The organism is Azospirillum aestuarii (assembly GCF_016632405.1).
Classification (GTDB): Bacteria; Pseudomonadota; Alphaproteobacteria; order Azospirillales; family Azospirillaceae; genus Azospirillum; species Azospirillum aestuarii.
The window spans coordinates 13,889-33,338 of the sequence record NZ_JAEPIV010000031.1 but is presented as its reverse complement, the minus strand read 5'-3'; the positions used below and the strand labels follow the sequence as shown (position 1 = coordinate 33,338).

The 19,450-nt window shown below is 68.8% G+C and carries 14 protein-coding genes; 1 reads left to right on the top strand and 13 read right to left on the bottom strand.

The annotated features are described in order from the left end of the window. Positions 1–57: 57 nt before the first annotated feature. From JJL56_RS28630 to JJL56_RS28595, 8 genes are all read right to left on the bottom strand, one after another. Positions 58–990, bottom strand: coding sequence for an FkbM family methyltransferase (locus JJL56_RS28630; protein ID WP_200487202.1), 933 nt, complete (start codon positions 988–990; stop codon positions 58–60). 46 nt (positions 991–1,036) lie between these two features. After that, complete coding sequence (locus tag JJL56_RS28625; RefSeq protein ID WP_200487200.1) at positions 1,037–1,972, bottom strand: transketolase family protein; 936 nt, start codon at positions 1,970–1,972, stop codon at positions 1,037–1,039. A gap of 6 nt (positions 1,973–1,978) precedes the next feature. Then, a complete protein-coding gene (locus JJL56_RS28620; RefSeq protein ID WP_200487198.1) occupies positions 1,979–2,785 on the bottom strand; it encodes a transketolase in 807 nt (268 codons plus the stop codon). 45 nt (positions 2,786–2,830) lie between these two features. After that, entirely contained in the window at positions 2,831–3,910 is a 1,080-nt protein-coding gene (locus JJL56_RS28615) for an NAD-dependent epimerase/dehydratase family protein (RefSeq protein ID WP_200487197.1), read from the bottom strand. 251 nt (positions 3,911–4,161) lie between these two features. Further along, entirely contained in the window at positions 4,162–5,520 is a 1,359-nt protein-coding gene (rfbH, locus tag JJL56_RS28610) for a lipopolysaccharide biosynthesis protein RfbH (protein ID WP_200487196.1), read from the bottom strand. Next, positions 5,517–6,626, bottom strand: coding sequence for a CDP-glucose 4,6-dehydratase (gene rfbG, locus JJL56_RS28605; RefSeq protein ID WP_200487195.1), 1,110 nt, complete (start codon positions 6,624–6,626; stop codon positions 5,517–5,519). The genes rfbH and rfbG overlap by 4 nt, the downstream gene beginning before the upstream one ends. 8 nt (positions 6,627–6,634) lie before the next feature. Next, on the bottom strand, positions 6,635–7,408 hold the full coding sequence (rfbF, locus tag JJL56_RS28600) for a glucose-1-phosphate cytidylyltransferase (RefSeq protein WP_200487194.1): 774 nt from the start codon (positions 7,406–7,408) through the stop codon (positions 6,635–6,637). A gap of 266 nt (positions 7,409–7,674) precedes the next feature. After that, a complete protein-coding gene (locus tag JJL56_RS28595; RefSeq protein ID WP_247891309.1) occupies positions 7,675–9,231 on the bottom strand; it encodes a M10 family metallopeptidase in 1,557 nt (518 codons plus the stop codon). A gap of 605 nt (positions 9,232–9,836) precedes the next feature. Here JJL56_RS28595 and JJL56_RS28590 point away from each other — a divergent pair. Beyond that, the gene (locus JJL56_RS28590) at positions 9,837–10,958 is read left to right on the top strand and encodes an NAD(P)/FAD-dependent oxidoreductase (protein ID WP_200487192.1); all 1,122 of its coding nucleotides are present in this window, start codon (positions 9,837–9,839) and stop codon (positions 10,956–10,958) included. A 13-nt stretch (positions 10,959–10,971) separates the two neighbouring features. Here the strand turns inward: JJL56_RS28590 and gmhA are convergent, their stop codons facing one another. The 5 genes from gmhA to JJL56_RS28565 form a co-directional block, all read right to left on the bottom strand. Then, on the bottom strand, positions 10,972–11,547 hold the full coding sequence (gene gmhA, locus JJL56_RS28585) for a D-sedoheptulose 7-phosphate isomerase (RefSeq protein WP_200487191.1): 576 nt from the start codon (positions 11,545–11,547) through the stop codon (positions 10,972–10,974). A 105-nt stretch (positions 11,548–11,652) separates the two neighbouring features. After that, entirely contained in the window at positions 11,653–13,206 is a 1,554-nt protein-coding gene (locus tag JJL56_RS28580) for a class I SAM-dependent methyltransferase (RefSeq protein WP_200487189.1), read from the bottom strand. Then, positions 13,203–14,450, bottom strand: a complete 1,248-nt coding sequence (locus JJL56_RS28575) for a glycosyltransferase family 4 protein (protein WP_200487187.1) — start codon at positions 14,448–14,450, stop codon at positions 13,203–13,205. Before JJL56_RS28575 ends, JJL56_RS28580 begins: the two co-directional genes overlap by 4 nt. A gap of 70 nt (positions 14,451–14,520) precedes the next feature. Continuing rightward, positions 14,521–15,132: a class I SAM-dependent methyltransferase gene (locus JJL56_RS28570; protein ID WP_200487186.1), complete on the bottom strand. Its 612-nt coding sequence runs from the start codon at positions 15,130–15,132 to the stop codon at positions 14,521–14,523. A gap of 21 nt (positions 15,133–15,153) precedes the next feature. Further along, entirely contained in the window at positions 15,154–19,299 is a 4,146-nt protein-coding gene (locus tag JJL56_RS28565) for a glycosyltransferase (RefSeq protein WP_200487184.1), read from the bottom strand. Positions 19,300–19,450 lie beyond the last annotated feature (151 nt).

Below are 19,450 nucleotides of genomic sequence, written 5' to 3'. Positions count from 1 at the left end.
CGGTCGAACCGAAGCGTGAGCGGCGCCCGGAAGGCGCCGCCCCGGCTCGCCGGTGGCTCAAGCCCCCTGGTGGTTCAGGAACCAGGCGTGCTTGTCCGGTTGCACGAAGAAGAAGTTGGTCTGGACGGTATCGTCGGTCATCTCGCGAAGCTGGACGAGCTTGCCGCCCTCCAGCATCCAGCATTCGTAGCCGACGCCGGCCAGCAGGCGGATCACCTCGTTCGGGTGGTAGCCGAACGGCGCCGACCACTTGCGCAGCAGCTCCAGGAAGATCAGCGGACGGCTGGCGGCGATGATGTCCATGCCGCCCTGAACGACGAACAGCTCGGCCCCTTCCACGTCGCACTTGATCATGTCGATTTCGGAGACGCCGTTGCGCCGGCAATAGGCGTCGAGCACGTCGATGGCGACTTCAACCTTGGTGCAGTCCTGCTCCGGATGCAGGTTGCGCAGCGACGCCGCGTCGGACAGCGGCGGCACATACATGACCAGCGTGTCCGGCTTGTTGCCCAGGCCGCAGTTGTTCAGGCGGACCATGTCCTGCATGCCGTTCAGCGCCACGTTCGCCGACAGCTTGGCGAAGGTGCGGGGCACCGGCTCGAAGGCGTGCAGCGCTCCGCCGCGGCCGCGCAGGAGGTCGATGAAGTGGACCGCGTACCAGCCGATGTTGGCGCCGATGTCGAACACCACCTTCGAATTCCGGCAGCCGGCCAGCAGGCAGGCGCTTTCGGCCGGTTCATAGGCCCGGTAGTTCACCGAGACGGTGGGCGCGCAGCGGTAGTCCTCCGGGTCCCAGACGAACTTCAGCCCGTCCTGGGTGACCGCGTGCAGCGCCTCCGCCGTGATCTCCAGGCGGGCGATCTCGGACCCTTCCAGAAGACCGTGGTACTGGCGGAGCGCCAGGTGATGCTCCCCCATCTCCTGCCAGAAGGTTTCCCGGGGGATGCGGCCGGCGGTGAAGTCGGCCCGGACGTCGGCGATGGTCCTCATGGGGCGATGGTCCTCATGGTATCTGCGATCCCTTGGGAGGGGCCGGTCAGGCGGGGAAGGGCTGGCGGGTGGAGGTGAGCGCGCGCAGCGCATCCTCGACGGCGGCGGTGCTGACGCCGGCACGGTCGCGCAGGACGTCGTGGCTGGCGACCACCTTGGGGAAGCTGTGGGCCACGTTGACGGCGCGGAAGCCGTGCCGGGTGCCGCGGGCGAGCAGCAGTTCCATGGCGCCGACCTCCAGCGGGTTGCCCGGATAGGCCTCCATCACCGTGACCACCGGGCCGTCAGCCAGCAGACGGTCCACGCAGGCGGTGGGGAAGGGCTTGATGACCGGCACGCTGACCACGCGCACGTCCGGGCCGCCCGCGGCCTTCAGCCGCTCCGCGGCGTCGAGCGCCTTGCCCAGGACCGCTCCGCAGGCCAGCACCGTGGCGTCGGCGCCGTCCCGCACGATCCAGGCGGGGTCGTCCACCGTCAGGGCCGGCGGCTCCACCGGGATGCCGCTTTCCCGCCCGATGCGGAAATAGATGGGCTCGTCCACCGGCTCCAGCGCGCGGAAGACCGCGTCCAGCTCGCCCGGCCCGCCGGGGCTGACCACGCGCATGCGCGGCAGGCTGCCCAGCAGCGCCGCGTCCTCCAGCGAATGGTGAGACGGCCCCAGCGTGCCGTAGGACAGGCCGGCGCCGATCCCGATCACGCGCACGTTGCCGCCCTGGTAGCAGACGTCGTTGCGGAGCTGCTCGACGCAGCGCAGCGTCACGAAGGGCGCGATGGAGTAGATGTACACCCGGAAGCCCAGCATGGCGAGGGAGCCCGCCATGGTGGCCATGTTGGCTTCGGCCACGCCGGCGTTGATGAAGCGCTCGCCCAGCCGGGCCTGGATCTTCTCGATGACGGAGAAGCCCAGGTCGCCGGTCATGAACAGGGTGTTCGGGTCGGCGGCGGCGCTCTGCTCGACCAGGTCGACGATGCGATTGCGCATAGCGGGTCAGCCTCCGAACAGGGCGACGTCGTCCGCCGTCGCCGGATGATAGTGGGACGCGACCGTGTTCTCGATGCGCGGCAGGCCCTTGCCCTTGACCGTGTGGGCGATGATCGCCCGCGGCTGGTCGCCGCGCGGCGTCAGGGCGGCGATCAGGGCGTCCTCGTCATGGCCGTCCACCTCCACCACGTCCCAGCGGAAGGCGCGCCACTTGTCGGCGAAAGGCTCTAGATCCATCACGTCGGCGCAGCGTTCCAGGCTCTGGATCTTGTTGTAGTCCACCACGGCGGTCAGGCCGCCCAGCCGGTGGTGGCCGGCGAACAGAGCCGCCTCCCACACCGAACCCTCGTCGCATTCGCCGTCGGACATGATGCAGAAGGCCCGCGCCTTCGGCCACCGCCGCAGCCGGGCGCCCAAGGCGAAGCCGGTGGCGAGCCCCAGCCCGTGCCCCAGCGAGCCGGTGCTGGCGTCGATCGCCGGGATAGCGTCGGTGCGGGTGACGTGCCCCCACAGCGCCGTGTCGTCCTTCAGGTAACGGTCGAGATGTACGGTGTCGATCAGCCCCCAGGCTTCCAGCACCGAATAGCAGGCCATGGCCGCGTGCCCCTTGGACAGCAGCATCCGGTCGCGTTCCAGGACGGACGCCGTTTCCGGCCGGATGTCGGACACGGCCAGGACGGCGTTCAGGATTTCCACGCAGGACAGCGACGACCCCAGATGGGCCGAGCGCGCCTGATGCGACAGGCCGACGATGCGGCGCCGGATGGCGGCGGGGTCCGGTCGGACGGGCGAGGAACGGGTCACGACGGTCATGAATGGCTTTCCATTGGGGAGCCTGCCGGATGAGGGCTTGCGCGGTTACGCACGCGGTCGGGCAGCCTCTTCCTGCTCGAAACTGGTCACGGTGCGGCGGAACCCTTCGGCGATGCCGACACCGGGTTCCCAGCCCAGGGCGCGCATCCGGCCGATGTCGGGGCAGTTGCGCGGCACCTGGCTCGCCACATAGGTGGCCGCCCGCTTCTCCGGGTCCATGATCAGCGCGACGCCGCGTTCCCGGAATTCGTCCACCAGGGCTTCGGCCAGCCCGCGGATACTGATCTCCGCCCGGTCGTTGCCGACGTTGTAGGGCACCGCCGTCTCGCCCTTCAGCAGGACCGTGAAGAAGCCGGCGGTGGCGTCGGCGATGTAGCAGAAGCTGCGCGTGGCCAGCCCGTCGCTCTTGATGATGATGTCGCGGCTGGCCAGGATGTCGGACACGAAGTCGGCGAAAACGCGTCCGTCGTCCAGCCGCATGCCCGGACCATAGGTGTGGAACGGCCGCACGATGCGGGTCGGCACCCCGTGCTGATGGGACCAGGCCACGCACATGGTCTCGCCCAGCCGCTTGCTTTCGGCGTAGCAGGCGCGCACCGTCGCTGGGTCCACCAGGCCGAACTGATCCTCGCGGGTCGGGATCATGTCGTGGCCGACCTGACCGTAGACTTCGCTGCTGCTGAAGAACAGGAAGGCGTCAAGAGGCCGGGTCCGCGCAAGCTGGAGCAGGTTGTGCGTGCCCACCGTGTTGGCGGCGAGCGTGCCCACAGGATCGACCGAATAGTATTTCGGGCTGGCCTGACTGGCGGCGTGGACGATCACGTCCAGCGCGCCGTCCCAGGCGAAGGGCTGGGTGACGTCGTGCTGCACCAGAACCAGATCGGACCGCTCGCCATGATGGGCGAAGCGCGCGCGGGCGCGCGGCAGGTCGCGCACCATGCCCAGAACCGTCAGGGGTTCGGCGAGACGCCGGCGGTCGTTCAGCCGCAGCAGGGTTTCGACCATATAGGCGGGCAGCACGCCCGCGGCGCCGGTCACCAGGATGGTCTTGCCGGACAGGCGGTCCCATGGCAGATCCGCCGCGATGATACGGTCCAGATCATCGTTGATAATCGCTGTGATCACGCTGCGGCTCTTGCGAAATGGAAGAACAAACCAAGTTTTCCGAAACCATCGGGATATACCAGCGGCAGCATCGCCGCGCAAATGATAATCCGAACCGCCTCGTCAATATGTCATAGGTTTTGCGCCATGCATCGCAAGCCGAAATTCCGGCGTGCGTTTCATCTTTGAAACATCCCTTCGTTTTCAACCGGGGGAAGGCTGCGCCGTCCGGAAGCGCAGCCTTCTCCTGGAGCCGTCGTGGTGATACCGGCTCAGTGCTTGCGCACGAAGTTCCGGACGCACTCCACCATGTAATCGATGTGGGCGTCGGTCAGGCCGGGGAAGACGCCCAGCCAGAAGGTCCGCTCGGTCACGATGTCGGCGTTGGTCAGGTCCCCGACCACGCGGTAGGTGCGGTCCTTCATGTAGGGCTGGCGCAGCAGGTTGCCGCCGAACAGCAGGCGGGTGGCGATCCTGCACTCGTTGTTCAGGTGCTTGACCAGATCGTCGCGGCTGAAGGGCGTGCCTTCCCGCAGCGTGATGGTGAAGCCGAACCAGGACGGCTCGCTGTTCGGGGTGGCCTCCGGCAGGATCAGGAACTCCGCCAGATCGGCCAGCCCGGCCTTCAGACGGTCGAAGTTGCGCCGGCGCGCGGCGATGAAGTCGTCCAGCCGGTCCATCTGCGCCAGCCCGACCGCGGCCTGCATGTCCGTGATCTTCAGGTTGTAGCCTGCGTGGCTATACGTATACTTGTGGTCGTAGCCGAACGGCAGGTCGCCCAGCTTCCAATTGAACCGCTTGTTGCAGGTGTTGTCCTTGCCCGGCGGGCACCAGCAGTCGCGGCCCCAGTCGCGCATGGATTCCAGGATGCGGCGCAGCAGCGCCCGGTCGGTGAAGACCGCGCCGCCCTCGCCCATGGTGATGTGGTGGGCCGGGTAGAAGCTGAGGGTGCCGATGGAGCCGAAGGTGCCGACCGGCTTCCCGTCGTAACGGGCGCCCAGGGCGTCGCAGCAGTCCTCGACCACCCAGAGATTGTGCTTTTCCGCCACCCGCATCACTTCGCCGAGGTCGAAGGGGTTGCCCAGCGTGTGGGCGACCATGATGGCGCGGGTGCGGTCCGACACGGCCGCCTCGATGCGGTCGGGCAGGATGTTGTAGGTCGGGATGTCCACATCCACGAACACCGGCACCAGCCCGTACTGGAGCGCCGGGTTGACGGTGGTCGGGAAGCCGGTGGCGACGGTGATGACCTCGTCGCCGGGCCGCAGGGCCCGCTCCTTGAGCAGCGGCGAGCACAGGGCCGAAAGCGCCAGGAGGTTGGCGGAGGAACCGGAATTGGTGGTGAGCGCGTGCTTGGCCCCGACCAACTCGGCCAGGCGCTTTTCGAAGGCGTCGTTGAAGCGGCCGGTGGTCAGCCAGAAATCCAGTGAGGAATCGACCAGAAGGCGCATCTCTTCGGCGCCATAGACCTTGCCGGACACGGGCACGGCGGAGGTGCCGGGATCGAACGGCTGGGGAGCGTGGGCCAGCTCGGCATACTGCGCGACCAGATCCAGTATCTGCCGGCGCAGGTCTTCGGCAGTGGTTCCCGAAGTGGCGTCGTTCACGGCGGTCGGCGTGGTGGCACTCATACCGGCTGTTCCATTGCTAGGGCTTCATAAGGCTGCGGGCGCTCGCCGGCCTGATAGCTGGCGATCTGCGCCAGGGTGGTGTCGCGGACGTTCCGGCCGTCCAGGCAACCCCGCTGCCAGGCGATGATGGCGGTCAGCGCATCCTCGATCGTCCAGCGCGGGGTCCAGCCCAGGCGGGCGCGCGCCTTCGCGGAATCGAGCTTGAGCAGATGCGCCTCGTGCGGCTGGGCGCCGTCGTCCAGCGCCCAGGACGCGCCGTCGCCCCACAGGGCGCACAGCCGTCCGACGATGTCGGCGACGGTCCGCTCGCTGTCCGCGTCGGGGCCGAAGTTCCAGCCTTCGGCGAAGGCGACCCCGTCGGTGAACAGGCGTTCGGCCAGAAGCTGGTAACCGCTCAGCGATTCCAGGACGTGCTGCCAGGGGCGGATAGCGTTCGGAAAGCGGATGGACACCGCTTCGCGCCGTTCAAAGGCCTTCAGCACGTCGGGAACCAGACGGTCCCGGCTCCAGTCGCCGCCGCCGATGACGTTGCCGGCACGGGCCGTCGCCAGCCGGCAGCCCCGGTCGGGGTGGGCCGGGGTCGCAAAATAGGAACGCCGCCACGCCGCGGCCAGGATCTCCGCACAGCCCTTGCTGCTGCTGTAGGGATCGTAGCCGCCCATCGCCTCGTCCTCGCGGTAGCCCCACAGCCACTCGCGGTTCTCGTAGCACTTGTCGGACGTCACGACCACGACGGCGCGGACGCTGTCGCAGGCGCGCACCGCCTCCAGCAGGTTGCCCGTGCCCATGACGTTGGTCGCGTAAGTGCCCAGCGGGTCTTCGTAGGACAGGCGCACCAGAGGCTGCGCCGCCAAATGAAAGACGATGTCGGGACGGAACTCGCCCACCGCCCGGCGCAGGCCGTCGGCGTCGCGGACGTCCGCGATCAGGCTGTCCACTTCCCGGTCGATGGCGGCCAGGGTGAACAGGCTCGGGGTGTCCGGCGCCAGGGCGTAGCCCCGCACCCGGGCCCCCAGGCTGGACAACCAGAGCGACAGCCAGCTTCCCTTGAAACCGGTATGCCCGGTCACGAACACCCGCTTGCCGTTCCAGAAGGAGGCGGTCATGGTCCGGGTCACTTCCACAGCCGCCAGGGTGCTTGGCCGGATGCCCACAGCCCTTCCAGCAGGTGCTTGTCGCGCAGCGTGTCCATGCACTGCCAAAAGCCGCCGTGGTGGTACGCGGCGAGCTGGCCCATTTCGGCAAGCTGGATCAGCGGCGCCTGTTCCCAGACCGTGCCGTCACCTTCGATCAGGCCGACGACCTTCTTGGACAGAACGAAGAAGCCGCCGTTGATCCAGCTTCCGTCGCCGTCCGGCTTCTCCTCGAAGGAGCGGATGCGGCCGTCCTGGATTTCCACGGCGCCGAAGCGCCCGGGGGGCTTGACCACCGTCATGGTGGCCTGAAGGCCGTGCTTGCGGTGCAGCTCGATCGTCGCCCCGATGTCGACGTCGGCGACCCCGTCGCCATAGGTCAGGCAGAACGGCTCGTCGTCGCCGAGGTAATTGGCGACCCGCTTGATGCGCCCGCCGGTCATCGTCTTTTCGCCGGTGTCCACCAAAGTGACGCGCCAGGGCTCGGCCGTCTTTTGATGAACCTCCATGCGGTTCTCGCTCATGTCGAAGGTCACATCCGACATGTGGAGGAAGTAATTCGAGAAGTATTCTTTGATTGTGTAGCCTTTGTAGCCAAGGCACACGATAAAGTCATTAACACCGAAAGAAGAATATATCTTCATAATGTGCCACAAAATGGGCTTTCCGCCCACCTCAACGAGTGGCTTCGGGCGAATGTCCGTTTCTTCACTAAGTCGAGTACCCAAACCACCTGCCAGAATGACTGCTTTCATGGCTGTTCTCGCCAATTGGTTCGGTGGATGGAGTGTTACCCCATCCTTTCCAAGAAACAAAATAAAATCCAGCCGAATCCGCCGAGGGGGCGTAGGCTGAATGGGGGACGCGGATCTATAGCCGCAGCCCCGGTCGGAACACAAGTGATTGGCGTGTGACCAGCGGCGTCCGCTGTCAGGGCCCTCGAAATGTCACCCGCGACGAAGCCCGCCGATGGAGTTCCATCGGCGGGCGTCAATCATCGGTAACCGGCATCGGCAACCGGTCAGGAGCCCAACCAGACCGCCAGATAGTCGGTCCCGTTCACCGTGCCGGGCATCGCCGTCAGAGACCCCACGGACTTGCCGCTCAGCGTCAGGCTGGCGTCGGTGTGGCCGTCGCCGTTGAGATCGATGTGGGCCGTGGCGCCCGTGAAGCCGCCGGCCCCGCCCATCTCCGCCCAGGTGATGGCCGATTGCCCGGGCTGCCAGCCCCAGACGGTGACGATCTCCCCCGCCTCCAGGTCGGTCACGGTGGACCAGAGCGGTTCGCCCGAGCGGGCGTCCAGGAAGAAGGTGTCGTGGCCGGCGCCGCCGGTCAGGAAGTTGGACCCCGTGCCTCCGTCCAGCACGTCGTCGCCGGCCCCGCCGTCGATGGCGTCCATGCCGCCCTGGCTGTTGATGAAGTCGTTTCCGTTTCCGCCGACGATCGCCTCGCCGTCGTCGCTGCCGATCAGCTGCCATTGCAGGGTCTGGACCGGCCCGGAGTAGGTCGAGGCCTCCTGGAGGATCTGCCGTCCCGATGTGCTGTTGGCCACCCCGAAGAAGGTTCTGGCCACCGTGCCGGGGGTGGCGTCCCGGCTCAGCGCCAGGGTCATGTCGCCGAAGGAGAGATGTTCGATGCTGCGCAGCGTGTTCGTGCCCTGCGGGCCGTCCACCGTCACCTCGCCCGCCCCGCTGTGGCGGATGGTGTAGGACGCGGGTGCCCCTTCGAACACCGCCGTGTCGACCCCGTCACCGCCGTCCAGCAGGTTGTTGCCAGTCCCACCGATCAGCGTGTCGTCGCCGGCCCCGCCGTACAGGGCGTTGTCCCGTTCGTTGCCGATCAGGATGTCGTTCCCCGAGCCGCCGATGGCGTTCTCGATCCAGCAGTCGTAGGCGATGCCCAGCGTCCGGGATTCCATGTAGAAGCCGGCCCGCCAAGCCGGTCCCAGGTCGCTGTAGGAGCCGGGGCGCAGGTCGATCCGGGCATCGGTGGTCTGGTTGGCCCAGCTTATGGTGTCGTTGCCGCCGCCGTCCCAGACGGTTTCGAAGATCGCCTGGCCGGGCTGCCAGGAATAGACGGTGTCCCCGGCGTTGGTCGACATGTTGGCGCCATACAGATACTGGATGGCCGCGATGTCATCGACCATGGGGGTGGTCGGGAAGCGATCCTGCCAGTAGCCCATCCCCGGAGGCGCTCCGGGGTAGGACCGGTAGCTCATCGTGCTGTAGAGCTGGCTGTCGATGCCGGTGGGGGCGATCGGGAAGGCCCCGTACTCCTCGTGCAGGTGCTTCAGGCCGAAGGCGTGCCCAATCTCATGAACGATGGTTTGGTAGGTGTAGGAACCGGACGCCCAGGACAGGGCCGGGTCGGCGAAGAGGGGGCCGAACCACACGTCGCCCGCTTCCGGAATATCCGCCACTGGCAGGACCGTGTAGGCGGTTGCCGGGGCGTTGCTGCCTCCGAAACGGAGGTCGCCGCAGGACAGGGCGTTGTCGGCGACCTCGGTGCAGGTGATGTTTGCGACTGCCGTCCAGGTGCCGAGCGCTTGGCGGATCGCCGCCTGCGCCGTGCCGGACAAGGTCCAGACGCTTCCCGGGTCCGGCGTCAGATAGCCATCCCGATAGGCCGACAGGCCGGCGACACCGAAAGAATAGGTCAGGGAAATTCCTTCTCCCGGTTTGCTCCCTTCGCCCCATTTGTACCCAGCGAGCAATGAATCGATTTCAATACGTCCGCTTCCGGCGATTTCGGATACAGAAAAAACGTAATCCGGTGTGCTCATGGCTGCCGCCTTTGAATAAAAGAGGACTGTTCGTAAAAACAGCTCTTCAATTCAGGGACGAACGGCGTTTCTTCAATAAAGTCTAATGAGTTATCAACAAAATTGGCTCATGTTTGCGAAAGGGTGTTGGGGTTAAAAATTTGCTTCATCATGTGGATGCTTATCGAATTGTGAGTTGTAATGCGGCCGGATGATTGAATCCGGTGGATGATCTTTACTGGACGGGCTTTGCCCGTCTGAGCGTCTCTTCCGGGGCGACGGGCCGAAGGGGAGTGGTCCGTCCGGCGATGCCGCCCCCCATTCCTCTCGCGCGTCCCTCTTGCGTGGGCGGCCGCTTTTGCGGCCTTGTTGCCTCTGACTCATCCTTGGGATCAGCCCTTTGGAAGGACCGGAGAGAAACGATGGAGCGGGTGGACTGCGTGGTGGTCGGGGCCGGGGTGATCGGGCTGGCGGTGGCCCGGCGGTTGGCCCGTGCCGGGCGGGAGGTGGTGGTTCTGGAGGCGGCGGACGCCATCGGCACCGGCACCAGTTCGCGCAACTCCGAGGTTATCCACGCGGGCATCCACTACCCCACGGGGAGCCTGCGCGCGCGCCTGTGCGTGGCCGGGCGGGACGCGCTGTATGCCTATTGCGCGGCGCAGGGGGTGGAGCACAAGCGCATCGGCAAACTGATCGTCGCCACCGAGGAGGCCCAGCTGCCCCGGCTGGAGGCCATCCGCGCCCAGGCCGCCGCCAATGGGGTGGGCGACCTCGTCGCGCTCTCCGCGTCCGAGGCCACGGCGTTGGAGCCCAGCCTGCGCTGCGTGGGCGCGTTGCTGTCGCCATCCACCGGCATCATCGACAGCCACGGTCTGATGCTGGCCCTGCGGGGCGACGCCGAGGCGGTGGGCGCCATGCTGGCTTTCCTCAGCCCTCTGGAGCGTGCCCACCGCGCCGCGGACGGTTTCGAGTTGGAGGTCGGCGGCGCGGAGCCGATGCGCATCGCCTGCGGCACGCTGGTCAACGCCGCCGGATTGGGCGCCTGGAGCGTGGCCCGCAATCTGGAGGGCTTCCCGGCGGAACATGTGCCGCCGCGGGTGCTGGCCAAGGGCAGTTACTACGCGCTGGGGCAGGGGCGCTCACCCTTCGCGCGGCTGGTCTATCCAGTGCCGGTGGAGGGTGGGTTGGGCGTTCACCTGACATTGGATCTGGCCGGGCAGGCCCGCTTCGGCCCGGACGTCGAGTGGCTGGACCCTGCCGACTACGACTGTCCCGACTACCGGGTGGACCCGAAGCGGGCCGACGGCTTTTACGGCGAGGTACGGCGCTATTGGCCGGACCTGCCCGACGGCGCCCTGGTTCCGGCCTATTCCGGCGTCCGCCCGAAACTGAGCGGCCCCGGCCAGCCGCAGGCCGATTTCCTGATCCAGGGACTGGAGACGCACGGCGTGGCGGGACTGGTCAACCTGTTCGGCATGGAATCGCCTGGGCTGACCTCCTGCCTCGCCATCGCCGACGCGGTGGCGGAGCGGCTGGGCGGCTGAGACCGCCCCGTCGTCAGACGAAGGCGTTCTCGACCAGTTCGCACAGCATGTGGCCGGCGGCGATGTGCATTTCCTGGATGCGCGGGGTGTCGGTGGACGGGACGCACAGGCAGACGTCGCACAGCTCCTTCATCCGCCCGCCGGCGCCGCCGGTCAAGCCGACGGTGCGCATGCCGAGCGTGCGGGCGGCCTCCAGGGCGGCGACGACGTTGCGGCTGTTCCCGCTGGTCGAGATGCCGACCAGAACGTCGCCGGCCCGGCCCAGGCCACGGACCTGCCGGGCGAACACCTCGTCGTAGGAATAGTCGTTGGCGATGGCCGTCAGGGCGGAGGTGTCCACCGTCAGGGCCACCGCCGCCAGAGGAGCGCGGTCCCGGAGATACCGTCCGGTCAGCTCCGCCGCGAGGTGCTGGGAATCGGCGGCCGACCCGCCGTTGCCGCAGAACAGCACCTTGCCACCGCTCCTCAGCCCGTCGATCATCAGCCCGGCGGCGGCCTCGATCCGGTCGGCCTGCTCGGCGAAGGCCGCGAAGTTCCGGGACGTCTCAAGCAGGGCTTCGCGGACGCGGTCGGTTGCGGAGTGGCTCATTGTCGGTTCCTGGACGAATGCGGGAAGCGGGCGAACATACGACGGGGGCGCCGGTCGGCGCCACAGCCCTCTTCGAACGCCCGCCTTCCGTTACGGATGGGCCCGTTACAGGATGCCGAGCCGCTGCCACACCGGCAGCTTCTGCGGCAGGAATTCGGCCAGCCTCGCGGCGATCCGGGGGGCCATGGCGTTGGGATCGGAGATGGCGGAGCCGTCCTCGGCGAAGACCGTGCGCCCGAGCGTCTGCAGCGCGTCCGTCACGAAACCGCTGAGCGGCTGGATATCCACCGGCTGCCCGGCCAGCAGGCCGGCCAGGACGAGGCGTTCCAGAGAGTCCGCCCCGATGCCCAGCCCGATCGTGGGCGCGGCCAGGAAGAACAGGCTTTCGTCGACCAGCATGCGCCGGCTGATCGCACGGTTCAGCCGGCCGGCCGCCTGACGGCCTTCCTCCGCAGGGTCCACCAGGGGATGGACTTGGTTGGCGGAGATCAGAAGCGCCACGAAGCGGGAGATCGTGCCGAAATCGTGCCGCGCCATCTCCGGCAGCGCCGCGATCTCGCCGAGGCTCGGCGTGCCCGTGGCGAGCGCGTCGAGGATCGGCAGGCCGAGCCCCGGGTCATGGCGCAGTTCGCCCAGCGGAACTGGAACCGCCAGCCCGGCGCTCTCGCGCGGGACCGTCAGCGTGAAACGAAGCCGCCGGAGTTCCGCGGCAGCCTCCGCGGCGGGCAGCCGGTCCAGGCCGCGGATGAAGATGTCGCGGCGGAACACCTGGTTCATGGCGAAGTCGCGCACCGTCTCGGCCAGCGTCGGGTCGGCGATCTCCGCCAGGAGGGGCCGCAGTTCCGGGCGCACCGACAGCTCGTCGATGTTGTGTGGGATGTTGGCGGAGCAGGCATAGCCCAGCTTCGCCCTCGCCATGTCCTGCGCCACCTGGGCGTGGCCCAGCGGCTCCCAATGGGTGTTCAGATACTCGTGCGTCAGATAGTGGCGATCCTGCTTCGCGATCGTCTCGAGATGCTGTCCGGCGGTGGGGTTGGCGGCGAAATAGCCCGCACCGCCCTCGCTCAGCCGGCCGATGAAGCCGAGCGCCGCGTCGAGCTGCCGGTCGCTGCGGGCCGGATTGGCCGCCGCGTGCGCCAGCATCAGCTTCTGCAAGGGGATCAGCGGCGCCCAGCCGGGCATGGCGTTGTAGCTGACGAAGACCAGCCCGCCGGGCTTCAGCGTCTTCTCCAGGATGTCCACCACCGCCCGGCGATTCTCCGGGCTGACCCAGCTGTAGACGCCGTGCAGGACGATGACGTCGAAACCCTCACCGTCCTCTTCCGCCGGCAGCGCTCCGGCGGCCACCTCCTGGAAGCTGCGCTCGTGGAAGGCGACGTTGGACAGCCCCGCCTCTTCGGCCAACCGGCGCGCTCCGGCGACGTGCAGCGGGTTGAAATCGATGCCGGTGAAGCGCCCGTGAGGATGGGTCGCCGCCAGGATGTTCAGGGTCATCCCCTGGCCGCAGCCCAGCTCGCAATAGCGGAAGGGTCGGTCGGTGCGCGGCGGGCGGATGCCGTTCAGCAGGCAGACGTAGGACAGGTAACCGGGCGACAACTCGCGGTAGGCACCGTGGGTGTAGGCGATGTCGGCGTTGTAGCCGTCGCTCCACGCGCTCATTTCGGGGTCCTCTCTGCGGGGTTCCGTCCGGCGATCAGGTCGTCGATCAGGGCGAGGTGGCGGGGCAGGGTGACGGTGCGGAGGTCGTAGTTCTCGACCACCGTCCGCCGCGCCCGGTCGCGCAGGGACTGCATCCGGTCGGGATGCTCGAACACCTCGTCGATGCGGTCGGTCAGGGCCGCCCCGTCGAAGAAGTCCACCAGCAGCCCGTTCTGCCGGTCGCGCAGCACCTCTTCCACCGGGATGGTCGAGGAGCCGATCAGCAGGCAGCCCGCCGCCATGGCCTCCAGGAAGGACCAGGACAGCACGAAGGGATAGGTCAGGTAGACGTGGGCCGAGGAGACGCGCAGCACCGACAGGAAGGTGGGGTAGGGAACCTTGCCCAGGAAATGCACCCGTTCCCGGTCGATGCCCTGCCCGACCTCGGCCAGCAGGATGTCGCGGTAGCTCCGCCCGTCGGAGGCCGCCTGCCCATAGCTGACCTCGTCGCCGCCGACGATCAGCACATGGGCGTTGGGCCGCCGCTTCAGGATGCCCGGCAGGGCGCGCATGAAGACGTGGAAGCCGCGGTAGGGTTCCAGGTTGCGGGCGACGTAGGTGATGACCTCGTCCTTGCGGGTCAGCGTCAGGCCCGACGGCAGGCGCAGCCAGGCGTCGGGCGCCGGGGTGACAATGGTGGTGTCCACGCCCTCGTGGATCACGCTGATGCGGGGGCGCATGTAGTCGGGGTAGAGCGACCACTGCCAGCCGGTCGGCGTCTGGCCCCAGTCGGCGGCCTCGAAGCCCAGCGTGTTGATGACGTTCTTGGTGCGCACCCGCGGCCCGTCGTTCTCGGTGACCGGGACCGTGGGATCGAAACCGATGTCGGCCCCCCGCAGATGATAGAAGAACTCGAAATAGGCGAGCAGCGGAACGTCGGGCCAGACGTCCTTCATGTACAGCGTCTCGCCCCAGCCGTTGTGCCCGATCATGATGTTGGGGCGGAAGCCTTCGGCCTTCAGGCGGCGGCAGACCTCGTAGACGCTCTGCCCGTAGACGACCGCCAGCTCCAGCTCCTGGATGTAGTGGTGGGTCGTCGGCTTTGCCGTCCGGAAGGGCTGGTAGACCACGCGCTCCACGCCGGGGATCTGGGCCGGACTGTCGTGCGAGATGAAGACCACCCGGTTGCCCGGCTGGGACGCCAGATGCTGCACGATGTGCTGGTACTGGCCCGGGAAGTTCTGATGGACGAAGAGATAGTTCATCGCGTGCCGCCGATTCCGCAAAGAAGGCCCGCCATCCGCCGCGGGCCTGGATGAGCATTGCCCGGGGACATCAGCCCGCGGGGGAGTGCAGGAAGACGCCAAGCTCTTCCAGCGCCTCGGCCGGTGCGGGCGGACGGAAGGCCTTGACCTGCAGTTCGTACGCCTGGGCCCGCCGCCAGATCGCCACCGGCTCGAACCCCGCCTCCTGCAACAGCCGCCCCAGCAGGTTCGGGGTGTAGCCGCTGCGGTGGGCCATGAAGCGGTTTCCCGCCGCAAGGGCCGGACCGTAGCCGTAGACGACGTCCAGCGGCCGGATCGGGCCCTGCCGGCATTCATAGAGCGGCTCGTCCAGCCGGTCCTCGGCCACCAGCTTGGCCACCGCCTGCAGATCGGGCACGGTCAGCAGGAGCGTGCCGCCCGGCTTCAGCACGCGCAGGAACTCCCGCAGGGCCACCGGCACCTCGTGGGGGTCGAGATGCTCCAGATTGTGCGACGACCAGACCGCGTCCACCGACCCGTCGGGCACCGGGGTCATGTCCGTCATCGAGGCGACGATGTCCGGATCGACCTTCGGATCGATGTCGAGGCGCAGCTCCCGCCATCCCTCCGCCGGCAGGGAACTGCCGAGGATCGAGATGGCGCGCTGACCGCATCCGACGTTGAGGACGGTCTTGATGGGCATAGGTCTGGGGCCGCTCCGGACTCAGTAGGAACGCTGCTTCTCGACGAAGCGCAGCAGGACGCCTTCCAGGGCGTCGCCGATCGCGTCGGAGCGGCAGGGGCTGCCGTTCTGCCCGGCGGGCGACCGGTAGCCGCTGACGAAGGCGCCCTCATAGACGCAGTCGAAGCGCTCGGCCGCGGCGCCGCGCAGACGGATCGAGAAGCCGATCAGCGGCGTGCCCAGGCCGCGGCTGCCGCACATGCCGCCGCCGCTGATCCAGGGGGTTTCCCAGCCGTTGGCGGTCAGGCCCTTGTACTCCAGGTCCTCCGGCGCGATGCCCTCGACCGGGGTGATCGAGAAGGCTTCGATCCACAGCCGCTGCCCGACGGCGCCGGCCCAGTTGGAGTCGGGGAAGCGGAGGTCGCCCTGGCGCTGGATGTGGGCCAGGATCTCGGCACGGGGGCGGACGGCGGGCGGGGCCTGAACCGGAGCGCTCTGGATGGGGGCGCTTTGAATGGGCGCGCCCTGAACCGGCGCGGAAACCGGCACCGGGGCGGCGGCCTGCTGGGTCCCCGGCGTGTCGTCGATGCGGGCGAACTGGAGCGACAGGAGCGCGTTCGGGCGGTCGACGTGCTTGTAGGAAGACAGGACCACCGTCGCCGGGCCGCCCGACACCTTGATGACGATGGTGTCGCCCGGCTTGCTCAGCCAGTTGCCCGGCACGCTGCCGATCATCTCGACGCTGGTGCCGGCAGGGATGCCGGGGGACGGCGCGAGCTGAACGCTGGGCAGGGGGAACTCGCCCGCCGCCGTCGCCCCACCGCCATTCGTGACGATCAGGGAATAGAAGCCGGGTACCAGGGCCAAGGTCTGGGCCGTTGCCTTGATCTGAATGGGTTGTTGGGCTTCTGCGGACGCAACGCTGCCGATCATCGACGACCCCCCGTGGGACTGAGAAATTGAACGGCGGGCGTCCGGACCATCCGATTCCGCCGCCGGAACGCTTGGCCTGTAATTCGGCCGAAAGGAGAAAGACCGCCCGATTGCTACGCCATGCGGCGTATGAGCGTCAAGAATGCCCAGGAGCGTGTCGTTGATTGTCGCAGGCTCCAGCGATGGTGGCAGCAGATGGCCGCCGCCCTGCTGCCGGATGCGTTCGGACAGCGCCCCCAGATCGAAGGCCACCACCTCCAGCCCGGCCTTCCAGGCGGTGGACAGGGCGTAGCACCAGGTCTCCGGCGAGATTGACGGCAGGAAGGCGATGTCGGCCTGTTGCGCCCGCACCAGGGCGACCGCCTCCTCCTCCGTGAAGCGGCCGGTGACGAAGCCGTGCCCCGTCTCGAACAGGGGCGGGTCCTCCTCGCTGAAGCCGACGACCACGAACTCCAGAGGAAGACCGCGTGCGGCGGCGTCGCGGGCGCAGGCCAGCAGGACCTCGTAACCCTTCTGGATGCCGACCGCGCCGATCGTGCAGACGCGCCACCGCCCGTCCGGACCGCGCGGGGTGCGGGCGAGGGCGGCGGGGGGCGGGGCAACGTCCTCCCAGGGCCGGACCTCGATGGGGCGTGGGGCGATGTGGCGCAGCAGGCGCGCCGCCACGTCGCGGGTCGGCGCCGTCACCCGCCGTGCTCCGGCGGCCAGGGCGCGCGTGCGCCGGCGCAGGGCGCCCACCGTCAGCTCCGGGTCGGCGCGGTCGTCCGGGTCGGCGGTGCAGCGTTCGCAGGCGGCCAGATCCGGCTCCCCGCAATAGCGTCCGTCCTTGTCCACGAAGCTGAGGCGCGGGCAGATCAGGCCGTAATCGTGGATGGTGAGGTCGTAGGGCACGCCGAGGCGCCCGGCCAGATCGAGCACCGCGGCGTCGTGGCCCAGCAGATGATGGATCTCCACCGCCGCCGTTCCGGCCAGCCGCAGGGCCTCGGCCAGTTCGTCGAACTCCGCGCGGGTGCGGAACACCAGATCGCGCAGATCGGGCCGGTCCATCACCTCGATCCGGCAGCGGTGCTCGGGCGGGGCGCCGTCTTGCGCGTCATCCCCGCTCTCAGCCTCATTCTCGTCCTCGTCCTCGTCCTCGTCTTCGTCCTCCTCCTCGTCCCCGGCGGTTTCGGGGACGAGGAGGAGGACGCGCCAGCCCTCCGCGCGCAGCGCCGCGGCGCGCTCCTCGATGAAGCGGGCGACCCCGCCGCGTCCGGCGAGCGTCACCAGCAGGACGGCGGGCTTGCGCGCGGTGTCCGCCTCCTCCCCCCAGCGGGCGAGGTCGAGGCGGCGGCGCGCCACCATCAGGGGGTCGGCGGCGATGAAGTCCTGGACCAGCGCGTCGTATCCGGGGTGCAGCCGCTCCAGCAGGCGGCTGTTGCGCGCGGCGAGAATCGCCTTCTGCCGTCCGAAGGAGCGCCCGCCGACATGCGCCACGAAGACGTCGGCGGCCCCGAGATGGCGCCAGCCCAGCCGGCGCGCGCGCAGGCAGAAGTCGTTCTCCTCGCCATAGCCGCGCCCGAACAGCCGTTCCTCGAAGGGGCCGGTCTCCTCCAGGCAATCGCGCCGGATGTAGGCGCAGAAGCCGACCGCCGTCGGCAGGTCCACCCGCAACCCGGCGTTCACCGACCGGGCCAGCCGGTCGAGCGCCGCCGTTTCCGGCAAGGACGGCGGGGACGGACGCTCCGTGCCCGAGGGGTAGCTGAGGATCGTGGCGTCGTTGGACAGCGGGGTGACCGTGCCGACGTCCGGCGCCGACCAGGCCGCGGCGCGCAGCCGCTCCAGCCAGGGGCCGGCGACCAGCGTGTCGGCGTTCAGCAGCACGGCGTCGCGGTCGGGGTGCAGGGCCAGCCCGCGGTTGACCGTGGCCGGAAAGCCGAGATTCCGCGGGTTGCGGAGCAGCGTGATCCGCCCTTCGGCGGCGAGCGCCGTCAGGTCGCCGACGAGATCGGCGTCCGGGCTGGCGTCGTCGATGACGACGATCTCGCGCGGGATCCGGTCCTCCGCCGCAAAGACCGAGCGTAGGCAGGCCAGCGTCTCCTCCCGTCCGCGGTAGACCGGGATCACGACGTCGACGACGGGCGGCGGAGGCCGCAAGCGGGCCGGGCGGGAGGGAGGGGAGGCGACCGGGGTGGGAAGCCGTCCGGTTCCGCCGGGACCCGGCCAGGGCAGGGGGCTGCCGGCCAGCGGCTGGGCGCCCGGCCCGGCGGTGACCTGGAGAAGACCGGGGGACAGGCCGGCGGCCGGCGGGTCGATGAGGAAGCCGTAGCGCCCGCTCTCCACCCCCTCGGCCTGGGCGCCTTCCATCGGGCGGTCCGCGGCCACGGTCACGGAATGCCCGGTTTCGTCCTCCACCCGGACCGTCACGGACTGCGGCGGATCGCCGGGGCACCAGGCCCAGCCGGACAATTCCGACGCTTCTCCTTCGCCGAGCACGACACTTCCTTCGACCGCCGCGTGGCGCCGGGGGTGCAGGGGAGAGCCGAGCAAGGGCTCGCCGTCCAGGGTGACGGAGAGCGGCTCCCCCTCCAGTTCCGGGCCGACGGGCAGGGCGAAGCGGATCAGGCCGCTGTCCCGCTGGCCGTACCGCCGCAGGAACGAGGGACAGTCCATGGCGAGCAGCAGGCCCAGCCGGGAAGACTCGATCCGGACGGTGCCGCCCGCATCCGGAGCGCCCGGCGAATTGGCGGGCAGGGCTCCGGCGATCCGCAGGCCGGCGTCGGCAGCGGCCCAGCCGACGGCGTTCCCGGTCAGGACGGCGTGGTCGGCGAGATCGCCAAGCAGAGGAGCGGCGCTCACCGGGAAGCGGTGAAGCTGGCGCACGATCAGAGGGAGGAGGCGGTCCATCGCCCCCAGCCGGGCCAGGGCCTGCCCCAGGGCGATCGCCGCGGTGGGGACGGCGGCCTGCTCGGCCACCCCGGCCAGCAGCGGGACCACGTCGGCAGGCCTATTCGCCGCGATCAGCAGGGCGGCGAGGAAGGCTTTGAGAGCGATGTCGTTCGGGGCGAACCGCGCGCTGCGCTCGGCCCAGCGCAGCGCGCCATCGAGGTCTCCCCGCGCCAGGGCGCAGCGGGCGAGCCCGGCGGCGCCCTGGGAATGGCTGCGGCTGTGGCGCAGCAGGGAGCGCGCCACAGCTTCCGCCTCGGCGATCGCTCCATCGGCCAGCCGCTCTTCCAGGCGCTGCAGGTCCCGGAGTCGCAGGTCCTGGCGCCGCATGTGGGGGATCGGGCGGCCCGACGGATTCATGACAGAAGGCCCTTTGCATCCGCTTGCGCCATGCTCTGCGGCTCGGCCTTCCATGCCGAAAAAGAGAAGGGACATGAAGCGCATAAAAATGGACCTGCCGATCGCTCGGCAGGTCCACGAA

Coding starts and splice junctions, on each gene's coding strand:
- JJL56_RS28570 (WP_200487186.1), bottom strand. CDS start 15,132: ATGCCCATCAAGACCGTCCTCAACGTCGGATGCGGTCAGCGCGCCATC.
- rfbG (WP_200487195.1), bottom strand. CDS start 6,626: ATGACCGCCTCCTTCTGGAACGGCAAGCGGGTGTTCGTGACCGGGCAT.
- JJL56_RS28575 (WP_200487187.1), bottom strand. CDS start 14,450: ATGAACTATCTCTTCGTCCATCAGAACTTCCCGGGCCAGTACCAGCAC.
- JJL56_RS28590 (WP_200487192.1), top strand. CDS start 9,837: ATGGAGCGGGTGGACTGCGTGGTGGTCGGGGCCGGGGTGATCGGGCTG.
- rfbH (WP_200487196.1), bottom strand. CDS start 5,520: ATGAGTGCCACCACGCCGACCGCCGTGAACGACGCCACTTCGGGAACC.
- JJL56_RS28580 (WP_200487189.1), bottom strand. CDS start 13,206: ATGAGCGCGTGGAGCGACGGCTACAACGCCGACATCGCCTACACCCAC.
- JJL56_RS28625 (WP_200487200.1), bottom strand. CDS start 1,972: ATGCGCAATCGCATCGTCGACCTGGTCGAGCAGAGCGCCGCCGCCGAC.
- JJL56_RS28620 (WP_200487198.1), bottom strand. CDS start 2,785: ATGACCGTCGTGACCCGTTCCTCGCCCGTCCGACCGGACCCCGCCGCC.
- JJL56_RS28630 (WP_200487202.1), bottom strand. CDS start 990: ATGAGGACCATCGCCGACGTCCGGGCCGACTTCACCGCCGGCCGCATC.
- gmhA (WP_200487191.1), bottom strand. CDS start 11,547: ATGAGCCACTCCGCAACCGACCGCGTCCGCGAAGCCCTGCTTGAGACG.
- JJL56_RS28565 (WP_200487184.1), bottom strand. CDS start 19,299: ATGCGGCGCCAGGACCTGCGACTCCGGGACCTGCAGCGCCTGGAAGAG.
- rfbF (WP_200487194.1), bottom strand. CDS start 7,408: ATGAAAGCAGTCATTCTGGCAGGTGGTTTGGGTACTCGACTTAGTGAA.